The sequence below is a fragment of the Bradyrhizobium sp. AUGA SZCCT0182 genome (assembly GCF_018130185.1).
Classification (GTDB): Bacteria; Pseudomonadota; Alphaproteobacteria; order Rhizobiales; family Xanthobacteraceae; genus Bradyrhizobium.
The window spans coordinates 12,871-35,658 of the sequence record NZ_JAFCLY010000028.1; the positions used below are offsets into that span (position 1 = coordinate 12,871).

19 protein-coding genes are annotated in these 22,788 nt (G+C 62.5%); 9 read left to right on the plus strand and 10 right to left on the minus strand.

The genetic code is table 11. The features are described from left to right. Nucleotides 1-34: 34 nt before the first annotated feature. The 6 genes from JQ611_RS26215 to JQ611_RS26240 all read right to left on the minus strand — a co-directional run bounded on the left by JQ611_RS26215 (nucleotide 35) and on the right by JQ611_RS26240 (nucleotide 6,531). Nucleotides 35-901: a 3-keto-5-aminohexanoate cleavage protein gene (locus tag JQ611_RS26215; protein WP_212269398.1), complete on the minus strand. Its 867-nt coding sequence runs from the start codon at nucleotides 899-901 to the stop codon at nucleotides 35-37. Between the two features lie 108 nt (nucleotides 902-1,009). Next, nucleotides 1,010-1,828 carry a helix-turn-helix domain-containing protein gene (locus tag JQ611_RS26220; protein ID WP_212269408.1) on the minus strand — a complete coding sequence of 273 codons (819 nt, stop codon included), beginning with the start codon at nucleotides 1,826-1,828 and terminating at the stop codon, nucleotides 1,010-1,012. Nucleotides 1,829-2,029: 201 nt separating this feature from the next. Then, on the minus strand, nucleotides 2,030-2,686 hold the full coding sequence (locus tag JQ611_RS26225) for a glutathione S-transferase family protein (RefSeq protein WP_212269397.1): 657 nt from the start codon (nucleotides 2,684-2,686) through the stop codon (nucleotides 2,030-2,032). 80 nt (nucleotides 2,687-2,766) lie between these two features. Continuing rightward, nucleotides 2,767-3,978, minus strand: coding sequence for an acyl-CoA dehydrogenase family protein (locus JQ611_RS26230; protein WP_212467006.1), 1,212 nt, complete (start codon nucleotides 3,976-3,978; stop codon nucleotides 2,767-2,769). A gap of 34 nt (nucleotides 3,979-4,012) precedes the next feature. Next, nucleotides 4,013-5,167: an acyl-CoA dehydrogenase family protein gene (locus tag JQ611_RS26235; protein ID WP_212467007.1), complete on the minus strand. Its 1,155-nt coding sequence runs from the start codon at nucleotides 5,165-5,167 to the stop codon at nucleotides 4,013-4,015. Between the two features lie 209 nt (nucleotides 5,168-5,376). Continuing rightward, entirely contained in the window at nucleotides 5,377-6,531 is a 1,155-nt protein-coding gene (locus JQ611_RS26240; RefSeq protein WP_212392056.1) for an acyl-CoA dehydrogenase family protein, read from the minus strand. Between the two features lie 173 nt (nucleotides 6,532-6,704). On the opposite strand from JQ611_RS26240, the gene JQ611_RS26245 reads away from it, so the two are divergent. Beyond that, nucleotides 6,705-7,913 carry an ABC transporter substrate-binding protein gene (locus tag JQ611_RS26245; protein WP_212467008.1) on the plus strand — a complete coding sequence of 403 codons (1,209 nt, stop codon included), beginning with the start codon at nucleotides 6,705-6,707 and terminating at the stop codon, nucleotides 7,911-7,913. An 87-nt stretch (nucleotides 7,914-8,000) separates the two neighbouring features. On the opposite strand, the gene JQ611_RS26250 is transcribed toward JQ611_RS26245, so the two are convergent. Continuing rightward, nucleotides 8,001-9,074: a sensor histidine kinase gene (locus tag JQ611_RS26250; protein WP_249133458.1), complete on the minus strand. Its 1,074-nt coding sequence runs from the start codon at nucleotides 9,072-9,074 to the stop codon at nucleotides 8,001-8,003. A gap of 195 nt (nucleotides 9,075-9,269) precedes the next feature. Between JQ611_RS26250 and JQ611_RS26255 the strand changes: the two genes are divergently transcribed. Continuing rightward, a complete protein-coding gene (locus tag JQ611_RS26255; RefSeq protein WP_212467009.1) occupies nucleotides 9,270-9,644 on the plus strand; it encodes a response regulator in 375 nt (124 codons plus the stop codon). A gap of 640 nt (nucleotides 9,645-10,284) precedes the next feature. Next, complete coding sequence (locus tag JQ611_RS26260; RefSeq protein WP_212467010.1) at nucleotides 10,285-11,832, plus strand: long-chain fatty acid--CoA ligase; 1,548 nt, start codon at nucleotides 10,285-10,287, stop codon at nucleotides 11,830-11,832. 172 nt (nucleotides 11,833-12,004) lie between these two features. Here the strand turns inward: JQ611_RS26260 and JQ611_RS26265 are convergent, their stop codons facing one another. Continuing rightward, nucleotides 12,005-12,214, minus strand: a complete 210-nt coding sequence (locus JQ611_RS26265) for a cold-shock protein (protein ID WP_192735591.1) — start codon at nucleotides 12,212-12,214, stop codon at nucleotides 12,005-12,007. 175 nt (nucleotides 12,215-12,389) lie between these two features. Further along, entirely contained in the window at nucleotides 12,390-13,154 is a 765-nt protein-coding gene (locus JQ611_RS26270; protein ID WP_212392061.1) for a helix-turn-helix transcriptional regulator, read from the minus strand. Nucleotides 13,155-13,400: 246 nt separating this feature from the next. Between JQ611_RS26270 and JQ611_RS26275 the strand changes: the two genes are divergently transcribed. The 3 genes from JQ611_RS26275 (at nucleotide 13,401) to JQ611_RS26285 (ending at nucleotide 18,733) form a co-directional block, all read left to right on the plus strand. After that, the gene (locus JQ611_RS26275) at nucleotides 13,401-15,623 is read left to right on the plus strand and encodes a marine proteobacterial sortase target protein (RefSeq protein ID WP_249133470.1); all 2,223 of its coding nucleotides are present in this window, start codon (nucleotides 13,401-13,403) and stop codon (nucleotides 15,621-15,623) included. 118 nt (nucleotides 15,624-15,741) lie between these two features. Then, complete coding sequence (locus tag JQ611_RS26280) at nucleotides 15,742-16,311, plus strand: class GN sortase (protein ID WP_212467012.1); 570 nt, start codon at nucleotides 15,742-15,744, stop codon at nucleotides 16,309-16,311. A gap of 199 nt (nucleotides 16,312-16,510) precedes the next feature. Beyond that, nucleotides 16,511-18,733, plus strand: coding sequence for an acetate--CoA ligase family protein (locus tag JQ611_RS26285; RefSeq protein ID WP_212467013.1), 2,223 nt, complete (start codon nucleotides 16,511-16,513; stop codon nucleotides 18,731-18,733). Between the two features lie 99 nt (nucleotides 18,734-18,832). Here JQ611_RS26285 and JQ611_RS26290 read toward each other — a convergent pair whose 3' ends face one another. Beyond that, nucleotides 18,833-19,594 (minus strand): trypsin-like serine protease, encoded by a 762-nt coding sequence (locus JQ611_RS26290; RefSeq protein ID WP_212467014.1) that lies wholly within the window; start codon nucleotides 19,592-19,594, stop codon nucleotides 18,833-18,835. A gap of 111 nt (nucleotides 19,595-19,705) precedes the next feature. Between JQ611_RS26290 and JQ611_RS26295 the strand changes: the two genes are divergently transcribed. From JQ611_RS26295 to JQ611_RS26305, 3 genes are all read left to right on the plus strand, one after another. Continuing rightward, nucleotides 19,706-20,341, plus strand: a complete 636-nt coding sequence (locus tag JQ611_RS26295) for an HAD-IA family hydrolase (RefSeq protein WP_312012186.1) — start codon at nucleotides 19,706-19,708, stop codon at nucleotides 20,339-20,341. A 108-nt stretch (nucleotides 20,342-20,449) separates the two neighbouring features. Then, nucleotides 20,450-21,400, plus strand: coding sequence for a MoxR family ATPase (locus tag JQ611_RS26300; protein WP_212269384.1), 951 nt, complete (start codon nucleotides 20,450-20,452; stop codon nucleotides 21,398-21,400). Between the two features lie 5 nt (nucleotides 21,401-21,405). Then, nucleotides 21,406-22,782, plus strand: a complete 1,377-nt coding sequence (locus JQ611_RS26305) for a VWA domain-containing protein (protein WP_212467016.1) — start codon at nucleotides 21,406-21,408, stop codon at nucleotides 22,780-22,782. Nucleotides 22,783-22,788: the final 6 nt, after the last annotated feature.

Below are 22,788 nucleotides of genomic sequence, written 5' to 3' on the forward strand. Positions count from 1 at the left end.
CGGGTTCGCGCTGCGCGCGCCCCGGAATGACAACTTAATGCCTCGTCCCAAATATCTGCCTTGCCTCGGCGGGGCTGGCGATCTCTCTGCCAGCACGGCGGGCGCAGGCGGCCATCGCTTCGATCAATTGGCCATTGGAGGTCACCTTGGTGCCGTCGGCGAGATAGAAGGTGTCCTCCAGCCCGGTGCGCAAATGACCGCCGAGGTCGGCACAGCGTTGGTGCAGCGGCCAGATTTCGGCGCGGCCGATCGCGGTGACCTGCCAGTGCGCTTCGGGCAATTTGAGCTTGAGCAGGATCGGCAGCAGATCCGGATCCGCCGGCATGCCGGATGCAACGCCCATCACGAAATTATACTCCAGCGGCCCTGAATACATGCCAGTCTGCCGGTACATGCCGACGCAGCGCACGATGCCGACATCGAAGCATTCGAACTCGGGGATCGTGCCCGCCACTTTCATCACGCCGAGATAGTCCTGCACCTTTTCGACGGCGTTATCGAACATCATCGGCGGCCAGGCCCAGGTGTTGTCGGATTTCACCTTGAGGTAATTCAGTGAGCCGGCATTGCAGGCCGCGATCTCGGGTTTGGTCTCGCGCACGCAATCGAGCGCGCCGCTATAATTGGGACCCGAGGTCCCGGTGGTGTGGTTGATGATGACGCCGGGGCAGGCCTCGCGCACCGCCTGCTGAATCTCTTTGCTGACGCTGACTTCCCAGGACGGCAGATGGCCCTTGCCCGGTTCCTGCTGGCGCAGATGGATATGCATGATGCTGGCGCCGGCGTTGAAGGCGGCCTTGGCCTCGCGCGCCATCTGTTCAGGCGTGACAGGTACGTTGTGCTGTTTCGGGTCGGTCAGCACGCCGTTCAGCGCGCAGGTAATGACGGCCTTGTCGCTCATGGATCAGCCTTCGAAAATGGGCGGAAATCGCCTTGTTTTGCGCATGATCCGTTCGGAAAACCGCTTCACACTTTTCCGGATCATGCGCTGGCGATCATGCGGCCCGCATCAGCCCGCTTCTTGCGTCCACCCGCTATTGGCGCCGCCGGTGCGATTGCTGCGGTAGATTGCCAGATCGCGCGAACCGGAAAAGATCGCGCGCGGCTTCAAGCCGTAGAAGCGGCGGATCGAGTGGCTGAAATGCGTGGAGTCGGGATAACCGATGTCCTGCGCGAGATGCGCAAGGTTGATGTCCTGGTTGGCAAAATGCAGCAAATGCCGCGCCCGCTTCCAGGCGCGGAACGAGCGGAACGAGATTCCGGTCTCTTCCTTGAACAAATGCAGGAAGCGCGACGGCGAGAGACCTGCTTCCGCGGCGCAGCTTGCGGCCGTCACCGGTTCGCCGCAGAATCGTCCGATCTGCAGTATCGCGCGCGCCACTCGTGGATCGAGCACGCGTTGCGGGAGGGCTTCGCCAAGGCACAGAAAGTCGAATTCGGCGCTGGAGAAATCGTCGCCCGCATGGTGCTCGCGCAAGGCGAGATAGGCGGCGCGGATGCGGTCGGCAAAAGCGGCGCCTTCAGGCCCCGACAACCGCGCGGCGAGGTCTTCGAGCACGCCGGGACAAACGCTTTCCGGCTCGATCACGACGCTCAGCACCGAACGATAGTCGCTGGCGATGGTATGCCCAGTGTTCGGCAGCACAGCGAACATTTCGGCATGGCTGTTCCGGCCATCGGCTGTAAGCCGCAACCCGCCTTCGATCGCGACATAGATGTTGAACGCACCCGAGCAGCGTTCCCGCGGCCGGCCGAGCAGGCCCGCGTAGAACACGCGTTCCGGAGTGATCAGCATCAGATGGCCCGATTTCCGGCCCATGTCATCCAAGGCGTCGTCCATGGTGCATCCTCCTCGCGCGGCTCTCTGGCCGCTGCGATAGGGGCAACCATAGCGGAAAATGGGGGTCTGTCACCGACAGAACCACCGTCATTCCGGGGCGATGCGAAGCATCGAACCCGGAATCTCGAGATTCCCCGATGCGCAATTGCGCATCTGAGGTTCGCTTCGCGCCCCGGAATGACCGCTCAATCAATTCCGTATCCGCGGCGCCACATTCTGTTCGATGCCCGCCTTTTGCTCGGCGGCCACCGCCCGCTTATAACCGTCACGCGCCTGCAACCGCGCCCAATAGGCTGCGACATTGGGCCCGAAATCCTTGGCCAGGCCGATATTTCCGGCCAGCCGCAGCGCATAGCCGTTGGCGATATCGGCGGCGGTAAAGCGGTCCGCGCACAGCGTTTCCGCCGTTGCGGTGGCGGCTTCCACGGCCCGCAGCCGGCCCAGGAACCATTTGGCATAGTCCCCCGCAACCTGCGGATTCCGGCGCTCCTCCGGCTCGAGCTGGCTGTATCTCAGCACCAGCGTTTGCGGAAAGGTCAGCGTGGCGTCGGAAAAGTACATCCAGTTCAGGAATGCGCCGTAGGCCGGCTCGTCGGGCCCGACCACCAGCGGCGTCGGGCCATATTTGGTGCCGATGTAGTGGCAGATGCCGGACGATTCCGTCATTTTGGTCTGGCCATCGACCATGAAGGGAATGGTGCCGAGCGGATTGATCGCGAGATATTCCTTGGCGAACACGCGCGGCGGAAACGGCAGCATCTTGAGCTCATAGGGCAGCCCGAGCTCTTCCAGCATCCAGAGCGGACGGAACGAACGTGCCCCGTCGCAGTGATATAGCGTGATCATCAGGCGTTTTCCCTCAATTTCGATTCAGGCCAGTTTGGAGCGCCGAAGCGGCGCCCGCAATATCATCTTGGCGGCCAGCGTCAGGCATTGCTGTGCTTGCGCAGTTCGAGGCGGGCAATCTGGTTGCGATGAACCTCGTCCGGACCATCGGCGAGGCGCAGCAGGCGCGCCGTAGCATAGGCCGCAGCCAGACCGAAATCGTTGCTGGTGCCGCCGCCGCCATGGGCCTGAATGGCCCAATCGATCACCTGGCACGCCATGTTGGGCACCGCGACCTTGATCATCGCGATTTCGGCCTTGGCCGCCCGGTTGCCAACGGTATCCATCATGTGCGCCGCATTGAGGGTCAGCAGCCGTGACTGCTCGATCATGATGCGCGATTCCGCGATTCGCTCCTGCGTGACGGTCTGCTCCGAAACCGGCTTGCCGAACGCAACCCGGCTTCTGGTCCGCACGCACATCTTCTCCAGCGTCCGTTCGGCGAGCCCGATCAAGCGCATGCAGTGGTGGATACGGCCGGGACCGAGACGACCCTGCGCGATTTCGAAGCCGCGGCCCTCACCAAGCAGCATGTTGCTGGCGGGCACGCGGACATTCTCGAACACCACTTCCGAGGCCCTGTCAGGCACGCCATAGAACCCGAACACCGGAATCGACCGCAGCACCTTGACGCCCGGCGTGTCCATCGGAACCAGGATCATCGACTGCTGGCGATGGCGATCCGGATTATCGGGATCGGTCTTGCCCATGAAGATGCAGATCTTGCAGCGCGGGTCGGTGGCGTTGGTGGTGTACCATTTGCGACCGTTGATGACGTAATCATCGCCGTCGCGCCGGATGGAACTCTCGATATTGGTGGCGTCGCTGGAGGCGACCGCAGGTTCGGTCATGGCAAAGCAGGAGCGGATTTCGCCAGCCAGCAGCGGCTTGAGCCAACGCTCCTGATGCTCGCGCGTACCGTAGCGCGCCAGCACTTCCATGTTGCCGGTGTCGGGCGCCGAACAGTTGAAGACTTCAGGCGCGAGATGCGAGCGCCCCATCACCTCGCACAGCGGTGCGTATTCGAGGTTGGTCAGGCCGGCGCCATGCTCGCTCTCTGGCAGGAACAGGTTCCAGAGGCCGGCCTCCCGCGCCTTCGGCTTCAGCTCCTCGACAACCGGGAAAACCTTCCAGGCCCCCAGCTCCTCGGCCTCTTTGTAGAAGCGCTCTTCATTCGGATAGACGTGGCGATCCATGAAGGACTGAAGGCGATGCTTCAGCTCGGTAACCTTCTGGCTCTCCTGATAGAGCATATCGATATCCGTTCATGGCTGGTTAAGTTGAATTTTACTTCGCACCCGGCAGCGTGCCCATCATCTTGCACAACACCGTCAGCATCACCTCATCGGCGCCGCCGCCGATCGAGGTCAGGCGGCTGTCGCGATAGGCGCGGCTGACATGTGTTTCGTTCATAAAGCCCATGCCGCCCCAGAATTGCAAACAGGCATCGGTGAGTTCGCGTCCCAACCGTCCAGCCTTGAGCTTTGCCATGGTCGCAAGCCGCGTGACGTCCTCGCCCGCGATCAGCGCCTCGGCGGCGCGGTAGATCAGCGCGCGAAGCAGCTCGACTTCGGTCTGCATCTCCGCGAGCTTGAAATGGACCACCTGGTTGTCGAGGATGGTCTTGCCGAACGCTTTTCGGTTGCGCGTGTATTCGATGGTCTCGGCGATGATGTACTCGTGCGCCTTCAGGCACGCCGCGGCGCCCCACAGCCGCTCCTCCTGGAACTGCACCATCTGATACGTAAAACCCATACCCTCCTCGCCGATGCGATTACGCTTCGGCACCCGGACATTGTCGAAGAAAATCTGCGCGGTGTCGGAGGAGCGCATGCCCATCTTGTCGAGTTTTCGCGCGACCTCGACGCCCTTGCTTTTCATCGGCACGCAGATCAGCGACTTGTTGCGATGCACCTGCCCGTCGCTGGTATTGGCGAGCAGGCAGATCCAGTCCGCCTTTACGCCATTGGTGATCCACATCTTGCCGCCATTGATGACGTAATCGTCACCGTCGCTGCGCGCATTGGTCTTGATCGAGGCGACGTCGGAGCCGACGCCCGGCTCGGACACACCGATGCAGGCCACCGCATCGCCCGCGATCGCGGGCGCCAGAAATTCGCGGCGCACTTCATCGGAGCCGAACCGCGCCAGCGCCGGGGTGGCCATGTCGGTCTGCACCCCGATCGCCATCGGCACGCCGCCGCAATGGATGGCGCCGAGCTCTTCGGCCATCATCAGCGCGTAGCTGTAATCGAGGCCCTGCCCGCCGAATTCGACGGGCTTGTTGAGGCCGAGGAAGCCGAGATCGCCGAGCTTCTTGAACAGGTCATGCGAGGGAAACTGTCCGACCTCCTCCCATTCATCGACGAACGGATTGATCTCGGCGGCGATGAATTTCTGCAGGATACGGCGCGGTTCGTCGTGGTCGGCGGTGAAGAGCATGATTTGTAGTCCGGTTTGAATTTCGAAAGTGGGTGGCCCTTCTCTTACCCTCCCCTGGAGGGGGAGGGTCGGCTCACATAGAGCGCAGCGATATGTGAGACGGGGTGGGGTGATCTCTCAACACGGGCACTGTTCGAGTGGAGAGACCGTCACCCCACCCCGCCGCTTCGCGTCGACCCTCCCCCTCCAGGGGAGGGTAAGGGCGAACGTCACAACCCCATCTGCCTCGACGCCAGATCCTTCATGATCTCCTCCGTGCCGCCGCCGATCGCGTTGACCTTTACCTCGCGGTAGATGCGCTCGACCTTGATGCCGCGCATGAAGCCGGCGCCGCCGAAGATCTGTACCGCTTCGCTAGCGCAGAACGCCATGGTCTGCGTCGCCTGGTTTTTCATCATGCAGATTTCGGCGACCGGGCTTTCGCCCTGGCCGAGCCGCCATGCCAGCATTTCCAGCATAGCCTGCGAGGCCGCGACCTTCTGCGCCATGTCGACCAGCTTGTGACGGATCACCTGATGCTGCGCGATCGGTTTGCCAAAGGTCTGGCGCTCCTTGGCGTAGGCGATCGCGTCCTCGACGCAGACGCGCGCGTAAGCCGTGCAGCTCGCCGCCATGCCCATCCGCTCGCTGTTGAAGTTGTGCATGATCAGCTTGAACCCCTGGCCTTCCTCGCCGAGCAGGTTTTCGACCGGAACACGGCATTCGTCGAAATGCAGCGTTGCGGTATCCGACGCCCACCAGCCCATCTTCTTGAGTTTGGTGCGGGAAAGCCCCGGCGTATCGCCCTCGATCAGGAGCAAGCTGACGCCGCCCGCGCCTTCACCGCCGGTGCGCACGGCGACCGTGAGATAATCGGCGCGCATGCCAGAGGTGATGAACGTCTTTTCGCCGCTGACGACATAATGATCGCCGTCACGGCGCGCCTTGGTGCGGAGATTGGCGACATCGGAGCCGCCGCTCGGTTCGGTGATCGCCAGCGCCGAAATTTTCTTGCCCGATAGCACCTCGGGCAGCACCCGCGCCCTTATCTCGGGGCGGGCGGCGCGCGCGATCGGCGGCGAGCCGATGGTGTGGCTCATCAGGCTGGAGCTGACACCGCCGGCGCCGGCACGCGCGAGTTCCTGCGAGGCCACGATTTTCATGAACTGGTCGGCAGCGACGCCGCCATATTCCTCGGGGAAACCGAGCCCCAGCAAGCCGATCTCGGCGGCCTTGGCGTACAGCGTGCGCGGAAACTCGCCGGCTTCGTCCCATTCATGGGCATAGGGCTCGATCTCGCGCGTCACAAAGCGCCGCATCACGTCGCGAAACGCTTCGTGATCCGCGTTGTAAAACGGGCTGTTCGCCTTTGTCCGCTCCAGCATGCTGTCCTCCCGACGGAATCACGATGCCCTGAATCGGCCGGCCTAAACTTGCGTTGAGCGGCTGACGGGCCCCCTCGCCAGCAACTCAACGCAAGACCGGTTCCCCGGCCATGCCCTAACCTTCTGCAAAAAAGCAATAACACAAAATCGGCAAAACGCCGGGGAGATGAAGCATGATCCGATGGAGCCAATCTGTCCCGGCCATTTTCCTCACGCTGTCCCTCGCCGCATCGTCAGCTGCCTTCGCGCAACAGCCCGGCATCACGCCTACCGAAATAAAGTTCGGCAACATCATGCCGTATAGCGGCCCGGCCTCGGCGCTCAGCGTCGTCGGCAAGGCCTTTGCCGGCTATTTCGACTTGATCAACGAAAAGGGCGGCGTCAACGGGCGCAAGCTCAACATGGTCTCGCTTGACGACGGCTTCTCGCCGCCGAAGACGGTCGAGGCGACGCGGCGGCTGGTCGAAAGCGACAACGTCGCCTTCATGTTCGGCACCATGGGCACCGCGCCGAGTTCGGCGACCGCGAAATACCTCAACAGCGCCAAGGTGCCGCATCTGTTCCTGATCTCGTCCGCGTCGAAATGGAACGATCCGGTCAACCAGCCCTGGCTGATGGCGCTGCCCTGGGCGCCGAATTATGTCGAAGAAGCCGGCATCGACGTGCGCTATGCGCGCGCCAAAAATCCCAACGCACGCTTTGCGATCCTTTACCAGAACGACGACGCCGGGAAGGATTACCTGCGCGGCGTGAAAGAGGCGCTTGGGGCCGACGCCGACAAGGCGATCGCGCTGGCATCGAGCTTCGAAGTCGCCGATCCCAGTGTGGATTCGCAGATCCTGACGCTTGCCAATACCAAGGCCGACGTTTTCCTGATTTACAGCGTGACGCCGCGCGCCTGCGCGCAGGCGATCCGCAAGGCCTATGAGACCGGCTGGCGGCCGATCCGATTCATCTCCTCGGGCTGCGCCAACAAGGAGACGGTCATGGTGCCGGCGGGCCTCGAAGCCGCGAGTGGCATCATGTCGGTCGGATCGCTGAAGCCCTATTCGGCCGACTCCAAAGATCCTGACCTGGTCGCCTACCGCGAATTCATGAAGGCGCGGGTGCCGAATGTCGATCCGGCGAATTTCGCCGCCGGCTATGGCTACATGGTCGCCCAGGCGCTGGTGGTGGTGCTGGAGCAGTGCAAGAACGATCTGAGCCGCGAGAACATCATGGCGCAGGCCGCCAACCTCACGGATGTGCAACTCCCGCTGCTGATGCCGGGCGTCAAGCTCAACACCTCACCGAAAGACTATCGGCCCATCAAGGACGGCTACATGGTCGAGTTTCGCGACGGCCAGTTCAATGTGATCAGCGAACTGCTGCGGGGTTCGTGAGTTCGAGACGCGGACCAAATGTGCGGCGACCCGAACGGCGACAGCCGTCAGATCTCCTGGAGGGTAACGGGCCGGGGCCCAACGCCTCTACCTTGTCAGGCGGTCTTTGATCATGTGAAGCGTGACGATGACGCCTTCCGCACTCCAATCGCACGAAATCGAGCCGCCAAGCTGGATCGTCATGCTGCGATTGAGCAGCTTGCTTCCATACCCGCTTTCACCAGTCGGCGCCGCGACCGGCGGGCCACCGCGCTCAGTCCATACGACGACCACTTCCGTATCGTGGGTGGCGCAGGATATATCCAGCGTACCGGTTGGGGAGGATAACGCGCCATACTTGAGTGAATTGGTGGCCAGTTCATGGACAACGAGCGCTAGCGTTGTAGCTGCTTGCTCGCCGACGCCCATGCGGGGGACTGAGACGCGGACGCGACCGCTAAATGCTCCCAGATCATCATAAGGCGCCAGCAGTACTGTCAAAAGGTCACCTAAGAGCGCAGCTTTTCCACCCTGCCCCGGAAGGGGACGGACAAGATCATGGGCGCGACCTAGCGCCGCCAGCCGAAGCGTAAGTTCCTTCGCCATGTCGGCGGTCGTCTTGGCGGACCGCGAAGTGATGGCTGTGAGGCCGGATGCAATTGCCAAGAGGTTCTTCACCCGGTGGCTCATTTCGCCGGCGAGCAACTCATGGCCTTCCTCGGCTTGCTTGCGTCCCGTCACGTCGATGAAAATTCCGTGCATGATGCGACCAACAATGCCCGCATCATTTCCTTGGCCGCGGGCCGAAACCCACCTGACCTCCTCGCCAACCATTATGCGGAAATCAATTTCATACGGACCGATGATCGCACGCGTGGCGGCAAACGCAGCTTTTACGCGATCACGGTCGGCCGGATGGATGTGTGACGACAGATCATCGAACGACACGTATTCATTCAGCGGCACGCCCCAAAGATCGAAAGCTCTCTCGTCCATCGTAAATCGATTGGTGTCGACGTTCCACGACCAGAGCGCGACCCCCGCCGCCGAAATAGCCAGACGCAGCTGTTCCGCATCCCAAACTGGCGGGCCCGCCTTCTCTGCCGGGTCTGCGGAAAGCTTCGGGACAGGCACCGATTCAGCGACGCCAACACCTTGCGCTTCCATGTTTTTCCTCAGCATTGGTGAACCTTATCTGGCGCAGTCGATTAGATCAGCAACAACGCCAGGCAGAACATGCCGTAAGAGACCTTGGGTGGAGACCTGCCAATTGCAGCTATGGATGCCAACTCCATGGGCCATGAAAGGTTCAAGTCGGTTCCTGACCATAAAAGGGCTTGCGACGCCAAATACTCAGTTAGTTGAAAAGATTGACCGATGATTTCAGTAACGAAACGAGCGGTCATCCTTGTTGTTGAAGATGACGTGTTGATCCGGATGGACGCGGCTGAAATGATTGCGGCAGGCGAGTTCGATGTGATCGAAGCAGCGAATGCGGATGAAGCCATTGATATTCTCGAAACCCGGTTAGACATCACTGTCGTCTTTACCGACATTCAAATGCCCGGCAGTATGGACGGTCTAAGACTGGCTGCCGCGGTCAGAGATCGCTGGCCTCCGATCAAGATCGTTGCCACTTCCGGCCAGGTCACAATCGGTCGTGACGATCTGCCCGACGGCGGGTGCTTTTTGCCGAAGCCCTACAGCCCTGCTCAAATCCTGAAAACACTTCGTGAATTGACGGCGCCCTGACTCGGCGCCGACGCGGAGAGAGCTAAGGGCGTCATCCCGCTTGGTTGTCCAATGCATCATGAGTCCCAGCCGGCGCCCACGTTGGCTTGTATTCTGATTTTCAGAATTATTCTGGTCCCGACCCGGTACGAGGGGCGTTTCGCGATCGTCATCGTGGGATGGGACGGTGGACGCCGATGTTGCGACTCACGATCGTGACGGAAGCGTACGGCGAAGTCGTGTGGTCCTGACGCCCCGTATGCTGGCGTCAAGCTCCCGAGGGGCGAACGCTCCAAGGGGGTGACGGCGACAACGAGCCCGGGTGCAGCGCGCACCCGGCATTCCCTGCACCCTCTGTTTGGAGGGTTAAGGAAATTCAATAGCGAGCCTCGGTCGCTTCGCGACGCGAGATCGCGAAGGTGTGTCTTCCGTCATTGCGAGCGAAGCGAAGCAATCCATTCTTCCTTTGCGCGGCGAGATGGATTGCTTCGTTGCTACGCTCCTCGCAATGACGGTGGATGGAGCCCGTCGCCCGCCCGAATCGCCCCCCACCCCAGCCACTCCACGCAAGACAACATCCCCTATGACCGCTCATCTGCTAAACAGAATGCCATCAAGCAAAACCAGCGGCGCAAGAACCGCGCGACGTCAGGAGGAAACCTTGTCCGTCCGCTATTATGACTGGATCGCCCATTTCGGCCGCCGCACGCCGGATAAAATCGCGGCGATCGACCTCGCCAGCCAGCGCCGGCTTTCCTATGCGGAGTTTGATGCGCGAGTCTCGCTGCTCGCCACGCATCTGCGCGACAAACTCAAGATCGCGCGCGGCGACCGGGTCGCGGTGCTGGCGCTGAACACATCAGATACGCTGGAGGTGCAGTTCGCCTGCTTCCGGATCGGCGCCGTGTTCCTGCCGCTCAACACCCGCCTCACCGTTCCCGAGCTGCAGTTCATTGTCGGCGATGCCTCGCCAAAAGTCATGATCCACGACACCGATCTTGCCGAGGTCGCGCTATCGGTCGCCAAACTCTGCAACGTTTCATCGGCACTGCTGCTCGGTCCTGGTGGCTCCTATGAGGCGGCGATCGCGGCGTCAAAACCACTCGATCGCGCGGAGATGGTCACGCTCGATGACATCTCGACCATCATGTACACCTCGGGCACCACGGGCCAGCCGAAGGGCGCGATCATCACCCACGGCATGACGTTCTGGAATTGCGTCAATCTCGGCGGTCCCGCGTATATCTCGCCGTCGTCGGTGCTGCTCACGGTGCTGCCGCTATTCCACACCGGCGGGCTGAATTGCTACACCAATCCCGTGCTGCACGCCGGCGGCACCGTGCTGATCATGCGCGCGTTCGATCCTGCTGTTGCACTCCAACTGATTAGCGACCCGTCTCACCGCATCAACCAGTTCTTCGGCGTGCCTGCGATCTACCAGTTCATGTCACAGCATCCGTCGTTTGCTGCGGCCGATTTCAGCCGGCTCGTGATCGGCGGTGTCGGTGGCGCACCGATGCCGGTGCCGCTGTTGAAGATATGGGAAGCCCGCGGCGTCGCCCTGCAGCAGGGTTACGGCATGACCGAGACCAGCCCCGCGGTGCTGACGCTCGACAAGGAGGACGCCGCGCGCAAGGCCGGCTCCTCCGGCAAGCCGGTGCTGCATACGGAAGTCCGGATCGTTCGCCCGGATGGGTCGGACGCCGATGTCGGCGAACTCGGTGAACTCTGGGTCAAGGGACCGAACGTCACGCCCGGATACTGGAACCGGCCGGACGCCAACCGATCATCCTTCACCGACGGCTGGCTGCACACCGGTGACGCCACGCGCGTCGACGAAGAGGGTTTCTACTACATCGTCGACCGCTGGAAGGACATGTACATTTCCGGCGGCGAGAACGTCTATCCGGCCGAGGTCGAGAGCGTGCTGCATCAACTCAACGCCATTGCCGAGGCCGCCGTGATCGGCATCCCGAACGAGCAATGGGGCGAAGTCGGCATGGCGATCGTCGCGATCAAGCCGGGCCATAGGCTTTCGGCCGACGAGATTCACGCGCATTGCCAGGCCAATCTGGCGCGGTTCAAATGCCCGCGGCTGATCGAGTTCGTCGATGCCCTGCCGCGCAACGCGACGGGAAAGATTCACAAGCCGACGCTGCGAAAGAATTTCAGCGTTTCGAAGCCGACCGACAAGGCCATTGCCTCGTGATCGCGCCGACAAACGAAAAGCCCGCAGGTTCATCACCGGCGGGCTCTTGTCTCAGAGGCTGATTAGAGGATCCCAGTACATCCGTGGTAATCCGTAATCAGCAGCAACCTTCAAAGCGTTTTCAAGCGAAGCGGATACCCGGTTCGCGTGAAGAAAACGCGTCAAAATATCTTTAGTCGACGCGAAGGTTCTCAGCGCTGGTCTTGCCGCGCATCGGGTCCTTCTTCGCTTCGAACGAGATCTTCTGACCTTCGTTGAGCGAGCTCAGGCCTGCACGTTCGACAGCCGAGATGTGAACGAACACGTCCGTTCCACCATCGTCGGGCTGAATGAAGCCAAAACCCTTGGTCGCGTTAAACCACTTAACTGTTCCGGTAGCCATGTAACTATCTCCAAGATGCGCAAATGCGCTTTGCTCACACGACCTCCGCGTGAGCTTGATCCGATTTCAACGATGTCTTGGGGATGGGCCGGTGTCGGCGTAGTCAACAAGGCAAACGACAATTCGAATAGGTGGGATATAGGCGACGATTGTGGCAAATACAAGGGCGCAACAGTTAACCGGGTAAAAACATGGCAAACGGCTCGTCGATTGTTCGTCGCAGACGTTCGCGATACAGCGCATAATTGGCATTATCGGACGAAATGCGCCCAAAACTCGGGTTTGCGACCATCTTGATCGGCACATACGCGATCGGAGCGGCAATCGGCGTCAGCATGGAGCCGCGCCCCGCCAGCAGCGTGGTGATGATGCCGTACATTTCGCCAGAAATGGCCACGCGCGCCACCGTGATCAGACGATGCTGACCGTTCCGGTTGGTGACGAGATAGATGTGGCCGGACTGGTTCGGCACCGCGACTTCGCCGAATTGGGTGTACAGGGCATCCTGCCGCTCGCCTTCGTGGAACACGAGCGACGAGGCCGCATCACTCCAGACAATCTCGGTACGGTAGGCGAAGATCGCGTCCTTGTCGCCGAACGACGGCCGTATCGTGACATAGGCGCCTTCAATCCACGCTACCGCGCGGCGCGAATAGGCGCCCAACCCATCCGGCGCGATGTCGCCATTGACCGGTGCGGCCGGCGCCGGCGCGTCAGGCGTCTTGCGCAGGGATACGCCGAGCGCCTGTTCGAGCCGGACCGTGGTCGCGAGCGTGAACGGACGGCGGCCCCCGAGCACCTTCTCCAGCGTGGAAAGACTGAGTTTTGCGAGCTCGGCCAGCGACTGGCGGGAGATGCGGCGGCGGGCGATCTCTTCCCGAATGGTATCGGCGATCTGCCGGCTTTGTTCGGCGGAAAGCTGCTTGTCCGGCGTCGGCATCGTCACCCCTGTTCGGCCTGTTTGGGCAGTCTACCAGACGCACAATCCATCACAAACCCGCACAAAGCCGCCCAGGCCGTGGCGCACGGCGCTGGCGTCAGGCTGAACAAGGCCGATCATTCCGCTCGCGCCAGATCGCGCGTTACCGGAAATTTCCTCCCACGACGAACACGTCGCACGGGAGTGAAGGAAATGACGATCTGCGGTGAAATCCAGCCCGACAGGCGTGCGCGCCTGTCGCGCAAAATGCGCGTAATACTGTTCTTCGCCTTTGAAGGCGCCGCCGCACTCCTGATCGGATTTGCGGCCTTATTTTTGAGTTTGCCGGCCTGGTCCGCCGAGCGCACGCAGACCGCCCTTCTCAAGCCAGGCGACGCCCGCTCCGGCTCGCTGCTGCTGAAGACCGAGGACGGCTACGCCGACGCCTCGCGGCTCGGCATCGATGTCGACATCACCGTGTCCGGCCCCACGGTCCGCGCCCGCGTCACGCAGGTTTTCCGCAACCCGACGCAAAACTGGGTCGAGGCGGTTTACGTCTATCCGCTGCCATCCGGCGGCGCCGTCGATACGCTGAAGATGGTGGTCGGCGACCGCGTCATCGTCGGCGACATCAAGGAGCGGCAACAGGCCCGCATCATCTATGAGCAGGCGGCACGTAACGGACAGAAGGCGGCGCTGACCGAACAGGAACGGCCGAACATCTTCACCAATTCGGTCGCCAATATCGGTCCCGGCGAAACCGTGCTGGTGCAGATCGAGTATCAGGAACCGGTGCAACAGAGCGGCAATGAATTCTCGCTGCGGCTGCCGATGGTGGTGGGGCCGCGCTACAATCCCGCACCCGTTGTACAGAGCGTCGACTTCCGGCCCGGTGGCGGCGGCTGGGGCGCCAGCAAATCCGATCCGGTGCCGGACCGCGACCGCATCTCTCCGCAAGTGCTCGACCCCGCGACCAACGCGCCGGTCAATCCGACCACCATCACCGTGCGGCTGCAGGCCGGCTTCCCGCTCGGCGAGATCAAGAGCCATCATCACGCCATCAAGACCGAAAGCCCCGACGGCAGCACGCGCATCATCAAGCTCGCCGAAGGCGCGGTACCGGCGGATCGCGACTTTGAACTCACCTGGAAGCCTGCCGCGGAGAAGGCGCCGTCGGTCGGCCTGTTCCGCGAACATGTCGGCGGCAGCGATTACCTGCTCGCCTTCGTGACGCCGCCATCGGTCGACCAGAATGACAGGAAGCCGCTGCCGCGCGAGGTGATCTTCGTGATCGACAATTCCGGCTCGATGGGGGGCGTCTCGATCATCCAGGCCAAGGCCAGCCTCACTTACGCACTCGGCCGCCTGCAGCCTACCGACCGCTTCAACGTGATACGCTTCGATCACACCATGGAGATGCTGTTCCCCGCCTCCGTGCCGGCTGACCGCGAGCGTGTCGGTCAGGCCACCGCGTTCGTCGGCGCGCTGCAGGCCAATGGCGGCACCGAAATGGTGCCGGCGATGCGCGCCGCGCTCAGCGACACGGCCCCCGGCGGCGATACCAACTATGTGCGTCAGGTCGTGTTCCTGACCGACGGCGCGATCGGCAATGAGCAGCAATTGTTCGAGACCATCAACGCGTTGCGTGGCCGCTCGCGCATCTTCATGGTTGGAATCGGCTCCGCGCCAAACACCCATCTGATGACGCGCGCCGCCGAACTCGGCCGCGGCGCCTTCACCCATATCGGCTCGGTGGAACAGGTCGAGGAGCGCATGCGCGGGCTGTTTTCCAAGCTGGAGAATCCCGCGGTGACCAACCTCACTGCCAAATTCTCCGATGCTGCGGCCGACATCACGCCGTCGGCGATCCCGGACCTCTACCGCGATGAGCCGCTGATTCTTACCGCCAAGCTCGACAAGCTGGCCGGCTCGGTCGAGATCAAGGGCCGGATCGGTGACCGTCCGTGGGTGGTGACGCTTCCGCTGGCGAATGCGGCCGAGGGCAAGGGCCTGTCGAAACTATGGGCGCGGCGCAAGATTGCCGATGCCGAAGTTGCGCGCACCACGCGGCAGGAGAGCCCGGAGGATGCCGACAAGACCATCCTCGCGCTCGCACTCGATCATCAACTGGTGACGCGGCTGACCAGTCTCGTCGCGGTCGACAAGACGCCGAGCCGTCCCGAAGGCGAACCGCTGAAAGTCTCGGAACTGCCGATCAACCTGCCGGCCGGTTGGGATTTCGCCAAAGTGTTCGGTGAACGCCCGCTTCTGCCGGTCACGCCGATGGAACGTCGCGCCGAGGCCGGCGAGGCCAGGGTTCAGGTTGCGGCATTGAAACGCGCGGCCCCTGCGGTCACGGCAGCGCCGAGCACGGTCCAGCTCCCGAAGACGGCGACCGACGCCGAGCTGAAAATGATCCTGGGTGTGATCTTCCTCATATTCAGCTTTGTCCTGTTCGCGTTCAATCGGCGCCAGGCGTTGATCCCCTGACGCCCCCTTGACGGAGGAGGCCCCCCAAGCTCCTCCCGAATGCGCGCGCGGCCCTCCGTCCCCCAGGGTCGCGCGCGCGACTTTTTCCGAACCGTCATTGCGACGAGAACACCGAAGAATGCGCCGCTTCATCCTCCCTCTCCTCCTCGCCGTCACCGGCCTCATCCTGTTCGGCCAGGGCGGCTACATCCACGCCAAGGCGTTGTTCGCGCAAATCCTGCTCGAGCGCGCCTTCACTGAATCCATCGCCACCGGCCGCGAGACAAAACCGTGGTCATGGGCGGACACCTGGCCGGTGGCCCGCATCGAAGTAAAGCGGATCCATGCCAGCACCATCGTGCTGGCGGGCAGCAGCGGCCAGGCGCTCGCGTTTGGGCCGGGTCATGTCGAGAACACGCCCGATGCGGGCGAGCGCGGCGTGGCGGTCTACTCCGCGCACCGCGATACGCACTTCCGCTTCCTGCAAAATGTCGTCATCGGTGACGAGATCGACGTCACGCGCCGCGACGGCAGGAAATTCCGATATCGCGCGGATTCGACCTCGATCGTTCGTTTCGACGCTTCGGGCATCGATCCGTTGCGCGACGGATATGAGCTGGTGCTGTCGACCTGCTGGCCGTTCGAGGCGTTGACGCCGGGGCCGGATCGCTATCTCCTGCACGCCATCTTGATTGGGCCTGTTCCCTGAGTTCTTCCGCCCGTCAATCCCGGGGCGACGATGAATACTCCGCCTGCCGGGATATCGTGCGCTGCGCGAAGGGCGCTATCGGGCCAACGCGTGTTGCCACCCTCCTCAAGTCTCAATAAAAAGAATGAAAACGCATGGCCGAAGCGATCGCACGAGATCGCCGTCTGCCAAAGGAAACAACAAGATAAGGGCACACTCCATGGAAGCTCGGGTAGTCAACGCGTCGCATTCGGCCGAAAACTGGTCGCCCTCGTCCGACGCCAGCGACATCGTCAAAAGCATCCATGCGATGCTGCACCCGCGCAACATCGTCCTGGTCGGCGCGACCGACAAGCCCGGCAACTACGCCGAGCGCATCTGGAACAATCTCGTCCAGTACCAATACAAGGGCAAGCTGTTCCCTGTTAACGCCAAGCGCGAAACGATCTGGGGCGTGCCCTGCTACAAGGATTTCGCCAGCCTGCCGGAGAAACCCGACCACGTGCTGGTACTGGTGCCGGCCCGTTTCGCGGTGCAGGTGATCCGCGACGCTGCAGCCGCCGGCGCCCGTTCCGCCACCATCGTCACCTCGGGCTTCAGCGAGTTGCAGGACGCGGAAAGCCAGCGGCTGGCGGTCGAATTGAAAGAGGCGGTGCGTGAAACCGGCCTTGCCGTGACCGGCCCGAATTGCCTCGGCAATCTGAGCGCGGGCGAAAACCTGTTCACCAATATCGATGACCGCATCGTCACCATGGAAGCGGGCCCCGTCGCGATCGCCGGGCAATCCGGCGCGATCGTGATGGCGATCCGGCAGGCGCTGGAAGATCGCGGCGTGGGCGTCGGCTACATGGTCACGACCGGCAACGAGACCGGGCTCGAGACGCCGGACCTGATGGCCTATTTCGCGGCCGATCCTTCGATCCGCGTGATCGTGGTCTATCTCGAAGGCGTGCGAAACACCAAGGTGTTCCGTGAGGCCTGCAAGGCCGCACGCGCCGCCGGCAAGCCCGTGATCGCGCTCAAGCTCGGCGCCTCCGAGGGCGGCCGTGCGGCTGCGATGGCGCATACCGGCGCGCTTGCCGGCTCCATCCAAACCTTCGACGCGATCTCGACCCGCGAAGGCGTGATCCGCGTTCGCGGCCTCGACGAACTGATCGAGACCACCGAATGTTTCGTGCATGCCGAACCGCCGAAGAGCAATCGCCTCGCCGCGGTGTCGCTGTCGGGCGGCAAGCGCGGCCTGCTGATCGACGCGTTCGATTCAGCCGGGCTCAACTTCGCGCCGCTGAGCGCGGACGCGACCGAGAAACTCACAAAGATGCTCGGACCGGGCAGCATCGTCGGCAATCCGCTCGACGCCGGATTTGCCGCCGTGGTCGATCCCTCCGTCTACATGCAGTCGATCAAGATCATGATCGACGATCCCGACACCGATATCGTCATCATCGACGCCGAACTGCCGAAGGCGCCGCATGAACTGCGCGAGCGCAATCTGCGCATCGTCAACGACATGGCGGGCGCCGCCAGCAAGCCCGTGGTCTACATCAGCGCGATGTCGATCGGCTTTACCGAGTTCACCAAGGGCTTGCGCAAGTCGCTGCCGAACATCGCGGTGATGCAGGGCCTCGACCGCGCGGTGGGCGCGATCAAGTCACTGATCGAATATGCCTCGCTGCGCAAGGTCGTGCCGGAGATCGCGTCGAGTTCGAAGGCTTCCGCCCGTGCCGTGCTGGAGAAGACGCTAAGAAGCGCCAACGGCGCCGCGGCGCTCGACGAAGTCGCCTCGAAAAAACTGCTGAAGGCCTATGGCATTCCGGTCTCAAAGGAAGAGATCGCGCAGACCGCGGCGGACGCGGTGAAGATCGCCAAGAAGATCGGCTTCCCCGTGGTCGCCAAGGTGGTCAGCGCCGAGATCCTGCACAAGTCGGACATTGGCGGTGTGGTGCTCAACATCAACAATGCCACTGAGGTGAAGAAGGCGTTCAACGACATCACCGCGCGGGTCAAGAAGCTGAAGAGCAAGCCGAAGCTCGAAGGCATTCTGATCGCGCAGCAGGTCAAGTCCGACCTCGAACTCGTGGTCGGCGCCTCGCTCGATGCGGAGATGGGCCCGGTGGTGCTGTTCGGCACCGGCGGTGTCGATATCGAACTGATGAAGGACGTCGCGCTTGCCGGCGCGCCGCTCGATGCAGACGAGGCGAAACAGCTGATCGGCAAGACCAAGGCCGGCGTCAAGATGAAGGGCTATCGCGGCAAGCCCGCGCTGCACGAGGCTTCCGCGGTGAAGGCGCTGGTTGGGCTATCGAATCTGATGGCGGACGCGGGAACCCGCATTGCGTCGATCGACGTCAATCCGTTCCTGATCAACAGCAAGGTCGGCGTCGCCGTCGACGGATTGATCGTGCTCAACAACGCCGCGGCGAACAAGGCGGCGGGGCATTAGGCTCCCTTGTCATGCGCGGGCTTGACCCGCGCATCCATCAAAAATGAATCGCTTGAAGGGGATGGATTGCCGGGTCAAGCCCGGCAATGACAGTTGGGCTCACAACCCCGCGCCCCATTGCCGCACGGTCTGCACCAGCCAGTCGCGATAGAGCGTCAGCGGCGTGACGCCGGTGAGCCCGCCGCAACCGGCCGAGCTATTGGGTCCGGTCGACCAGCTGACGACGCCGACGATGGCCGGACCTGATTGCTTGTCCTCGAATACCGGCCCACCAGAGTCTCCAGTGCAGGCGCCGAGCCCGTCGCGGGTGCCATGGCTCACGGGATCGACCAGCCGAATCTGCAGCGTCCCCGGCTTGCCGGTTGCGACCAATCCGGCGGCGCGGATGGTGCCGCCGCTCTTGCCGTCGCCGCGCGTCGTGACGCCGATGCCGGCGATCGTAAAGCGGCTGCCGACGATGATGGGAATATTGGGCATGCCGAGCGTCGACGGCGTCTTGCCTTTGACGGCTGAATCCAATTGCAGCAGTGCCACATCGGCCGTCGCCCGGTGCGCCAGCATCGCCTGCATCTTGAAGCCGGGATGAATGGCGACGCTCTTGACGTCCTGCAACGATGGCTGCTTGTCCGCGCCATATTCGACGATCTTGTAATCGGCACCGGGCTGCACGCAGTGTGCCGCGGTCAGCACGATTTTGGGCGCGATCACCGCGCCGGTGCAGAAATTGCCGCGGGAACCGACAATGGTGACGACCGAACGACCGACGCCGTCGGCGGATGGCGCGCCACCTCCCACGATGGCGTAAGCGGGCGCGACCACTAGCAGCGCAAGACTGGCAATTATTCGAGCGAGGACTTTCATGGCCGCATGCAATACCCCGCGCAACCGACATCGCCAAGCCGCGGATCGGACTGGCCCCGAAAGGCATTCCGTGTTAGCCGCTCCCCCGTCGCGTATTGATATGGCGGGGAAATAATGGTCGAGGCGGTGATCTGGGATTTCGGCGGAGTGCTGACCACTTCGCCGTTCGAGGCGTTTACGCGGTTCGAGACCGAGCGCGGGCTGCCCGCCGACATCATCCGGCGCACCAACGCGGCCAATCATCTGGAAAACGCCTGGGCGAAATTCGAACGCGCCGAAGTCGACATCGAAGCCTTCGATGCGCTGTTCGCGACGGAATCGAAGGCGCTGGGCGCCGAGGTCCGCGGCAGGGATGTGTTGCCTCTGCTCTCGGGCGATCTGCGCCCCGAAATGGTCGAGGCGCTCAAACGCGTGAAGGCCAAATTCAAGACCGGCTGCATCACCAACAATCTTCCGGCCAACGCGATCGGGAGCCGCAGCGGCCGGTCGCTCTATGTCGCCGAGGTCATGGTGCTGTTCGATCACGTCATCGAGTCCGCCAAGATCGGCCTGCGCAAGCCCGACCCGCGCATCTACCAGATGATGATCGAGACGCTGCAGGTCGATCCCAAAAACTGCGTCTATCTCGACGATCTCGGCGTCAACCTGAAGCCGGCGCGGCAGATGGGCATGACCACGATCAAGGTGCTCAATGCGGCGCAGGCGATCACGGAGCTGGAGGCCGCGACGGGGCTCACATTGCGCTAGGCGGAATTAGCCGAATTTGCCGTCTCCGTATGACCAAACGAGGCTTGTTCTTTGCCGGGAACGCAGGCAGAACACTCTGAAATCCAGTGAATTTCGGAGTTGAAACCCGTGGCTGAAAAAGGGCCGACCGCCTCGATCGAGGCAGTGGAAAGCGGCCTCGCCGCGCAGGGCTATATTGCGAGCCGGCAGATCGCGACCGCGGTCTATCTATCGCAACAAATAGAAAAACCCATCCTGGTCGAAGGTCCCGCCGGTGTCGGCAAGACCGAGCTTGCGAAGGCAATCGCGGCGTGGCGCGGGCTGAAGATGATCCGCCTGCAATGCTACGAGGGCCTGGACGAAGCCAAGGCGCTCTATGAGTGGAAATACGCCAAGCAGCTTCTGTACACGCAGATCCTGAAGGACAAGCTCGGTGAAGTGCTCGGCGGCGCCGAAACGCTGCATGACGCGCTGGCGCAATTGCATGATTTCGGCGACGTGTTCTTCTCCAAGGAATTCGTCGAACCGCGGCCGCTGCTGCAGGCACTGGAACAGCCGGCCGGCTGCGTGCTCTTGATCGACGAAATCGACAAGTCGGATGCCGAATTCGAATCGCTGCTGCTGGAAATCCTCAGCGACTTCCAGGTCACGATTCCGGAACTTGGCACCGTTACCGCGGTCGCCGCGCCGACCGTGATCCTGACCTCGAACAGCGAACGCGATCTCGGCGACGCGCTGAAGCGGCGCTGCCTCCATTTGCACATCGGCTTCCCCGAGCAGAAGCTGGAGGAGCGCATCGTCGAAAGCCGGGTGCCCGGCATCTCGCAGACGCTGCGCAAGCAGATGGTCGGCTTCATCCACGAGGTTCGCTCGCTGGACCTGAAGAAACTGCCCTCGGTGAGCGAGACGATCGATTGGGCACGGGTGCTGGTGCTGTTGCAGGCGCCCGAACTCGGCAGCGAGATCGTCAAGGATACGCTCAACGTGCTGCTGAAGTACGAGGCGGATATCGAGGCCACACTGCCCCAGGTATCCACCTTCATCGCCAAGACATCGCGGCAGAGCGTCGTCTTCGGATAAAGCGGATGAGAGAAAACCTGCATCGCTTCTTTCGTGCGGCGCGGGGCGCAGGCGTCAGGCTCTCGCCGGCCGAAAGCATCGATGCGATGCGCGCGGTTTCCAAGGTCGGCTTCAGCGACCGCACAGTGCTGCGCGACACGTTCCTCCTCACGCTCGCCAAGACCCAGGACGAGAAGAAGGCGCTCGGCGCCTGTTTTGATCTGTTCTTCGATCAGCCTGAGCCGGCGCCACCACCTTCCGACGAGAGCGAGACGGATAAGTCCGACACGCCGGAATCCGGTGCAGCGTCCGATGCGCAAGGCGACGCCGAAGGCGGCGACCAGGCGCAGGATCTCGGCCAGCTCGCGCAGATGCTGCTGTCGCAGGACCGCAACGCGATGGCGGCTGCCATCGCCAACGCTTCGAATGCCGCATATCTGTCCGACATCCGCTACTTCACGCAGCGCGGCATCTTCTCGGGCCGCATCCTCGACCAGATGGGCATCCAGCGCCTGCGCGACGACCTCGACGCACTGACCGCGACTAATCCCGCCTTGGCGGAGCGGCTGCAGACGGCGCTGGACGGCTTGCGTGACACCGTGCGCGAAACCGTCTCGCAAGCCTTGATGCTGTACGGCCGCGAGGAAGCCGAGAACTTGCGCAACGAGATTTTGCGCAACGCGCCGCTGTCCCGGATCGAGCCGCGTCAGGTCGAGCAGATGCGGCTTCTGATCCGCCAGATCGCGCGCCGCCTGCGCGAGCGTTACAGCAAGCCGCGCAAGCGCCAGCGTCGCGGCCATCTCGACGTACGCCGGACCATCCGGCGCAACGCCGCCTGGGGCGGCGTGCCGTTCCTCACCGCATGGAAACGACGCCACCGCGACAAGCCAAAAATCATCGCACTCTGCGACGTCTCGGGTTCGGTGGCGCGGGTATCCGATTTCTTCCTGCTGCTGATCCACAGCCTGCACGAAGTGGTCTCGGACGTCCGCTCGTTCGCCTTTTCCGGACACCTGATCGAGGTCAGCGACATCCTGGAATCGAAATCGCCGGAAGAGGCGATGGCCGAGATCATGTCCAAGGTCGGCTTCGGCTCGTCGGATTACGGTAATTCCTTTGCCGATTTCGAGCACGAATGGATGAACGCTATCACGCCGCAGACCACGGTGATCATCCTCGGCGACGCCCGCAGCAACAATCTCGATCCTCGCGCGGATATCCTTCGCCGTATCGGCGAGCGATCGAAGCGGCTGGTGTGGCTCAACCCCGAAGGGCGCATGGCCTGGGGCTGGGGCGACTCGGAAATGCCGCGTTATTCGACCTTCTGCACTGTGGTGCGGCAATGCGCGACCGCGCAACAGCTGGAACGCGCAGTGTCGGATATCGTGGCAAGTTACCAGTAGTTCCAC

Excerpts from the sequence above, each read along its gene's own strand:
- JQ611_RS26250 (WP_249133458.1), bottom strand. The coding sequence starts at position 9,074 with ATGCTGAGGAAAAACATGGAAGCGCAAGGTGTTGGCGTCGCTGAATCG.
- JQ611_RS26265 (WP_192735591.1), bottom strand. The coding sequence starts at position 12,214 with ATGGCTACCGGAACAGTTAAGTGGTTTAACGCGACCAAGGGTTTTGGC.
- JQ611_RS26240 (WP_212392056.1), bottom strand. The coding sequence starts at position 6,531 with ATGCTGGAGCGGACAAAGGCGAACAGCCCGTTTTACAACGCGGATCAC.
- JQ611_RS26270 (WP_212392061.1), bottom strand. The coding sequence starts at position 13,154 with ATGCCGACGCCGGACAAGCAGCTTTCCGCCGAACAAAGCCGGCAGATC.
- JQ611_RS26285 (WP_212467013.1), top strand. The coding sequence starts at position 16,511 with ATGGAAGCTCGGGTAGTCAACGCGTCGCATTCGGCCGAAAACTGGTCG.
- JQ611_RS26235 (WP_212467007.1), bottom strand. The coding sequence starts at position 5,167 with ATGCTCTTCACCGCCGACCACGACGAACCGCGCCGTATCCTGCAGAAA.
- JQ611_RS26245 (WP_212467008.1), top strand. The coding sequence starts at position 6,705 with ATGATCCGATGGAGCCAATCTGTCCCGGCCATTTTCCTCACGCTGTCC.
- JQ611_RS26225 (WP_212269397.1), bottom strand. The coding sequence starts at position 2,686 with ATGATCACGCTATATCACTGCGACGGGGCACGTTCGTTCCGTCCGCTC.
- JQ611_RS26230 (WP_212467006.1), bottom strand. The coding sequence starts at position 3,978 with ATGCTCTATCAGGAGAGCCAGAAGGTTACCGAGCTGAAGCATCGCCTT.
- JQ611_RS26290 (WP_212467014.1), bottom strand. The coding sequence starts at position 19,594 with ATGAAAGTCCTCGCTCGAATAATTGCCAGTCTTGCGCTGCTAGTGGTC.
- JQ611_RS26275 (WP_249133470.1), top strand. The coding sequence starts at position 13,401 with ATGCGCGTAATACTGTTCTTCGCCTTTGAAGGCGCCGCCGCACTCCTG.
- JQ611_RS26215 (WP_212269398.1), bottom strand. The coding sequence starts at position 901 with ATGAGCGACAAGGCCGTCATTACCTGCGCGCTGAACGGCGTGCTGACC.
- JQ611_RS26305 (WP_212467016.1), top strand. The coding sequence starts at position 21,406 with ATGAGAGAAAACCTGCATCGCTTCTTTCGTGCGGCGCGGGGCGCAGGC.
- JQ611_RS26255 (WP_212467009.1), top strand. The coding sequence starts at position 9,270 with ATGATTTCAGTAACGAAACGAGCGGTCATCCTTGTTGTTGAAGATGAC.
- JQ611_RS26280 (WP_212467012.1), top strand. The coding sequence starts at position 15,742 with ATGCGCCGCTTCATCCTCCCTCTCCTCCTCGCCGTCACCGGCCTCATC.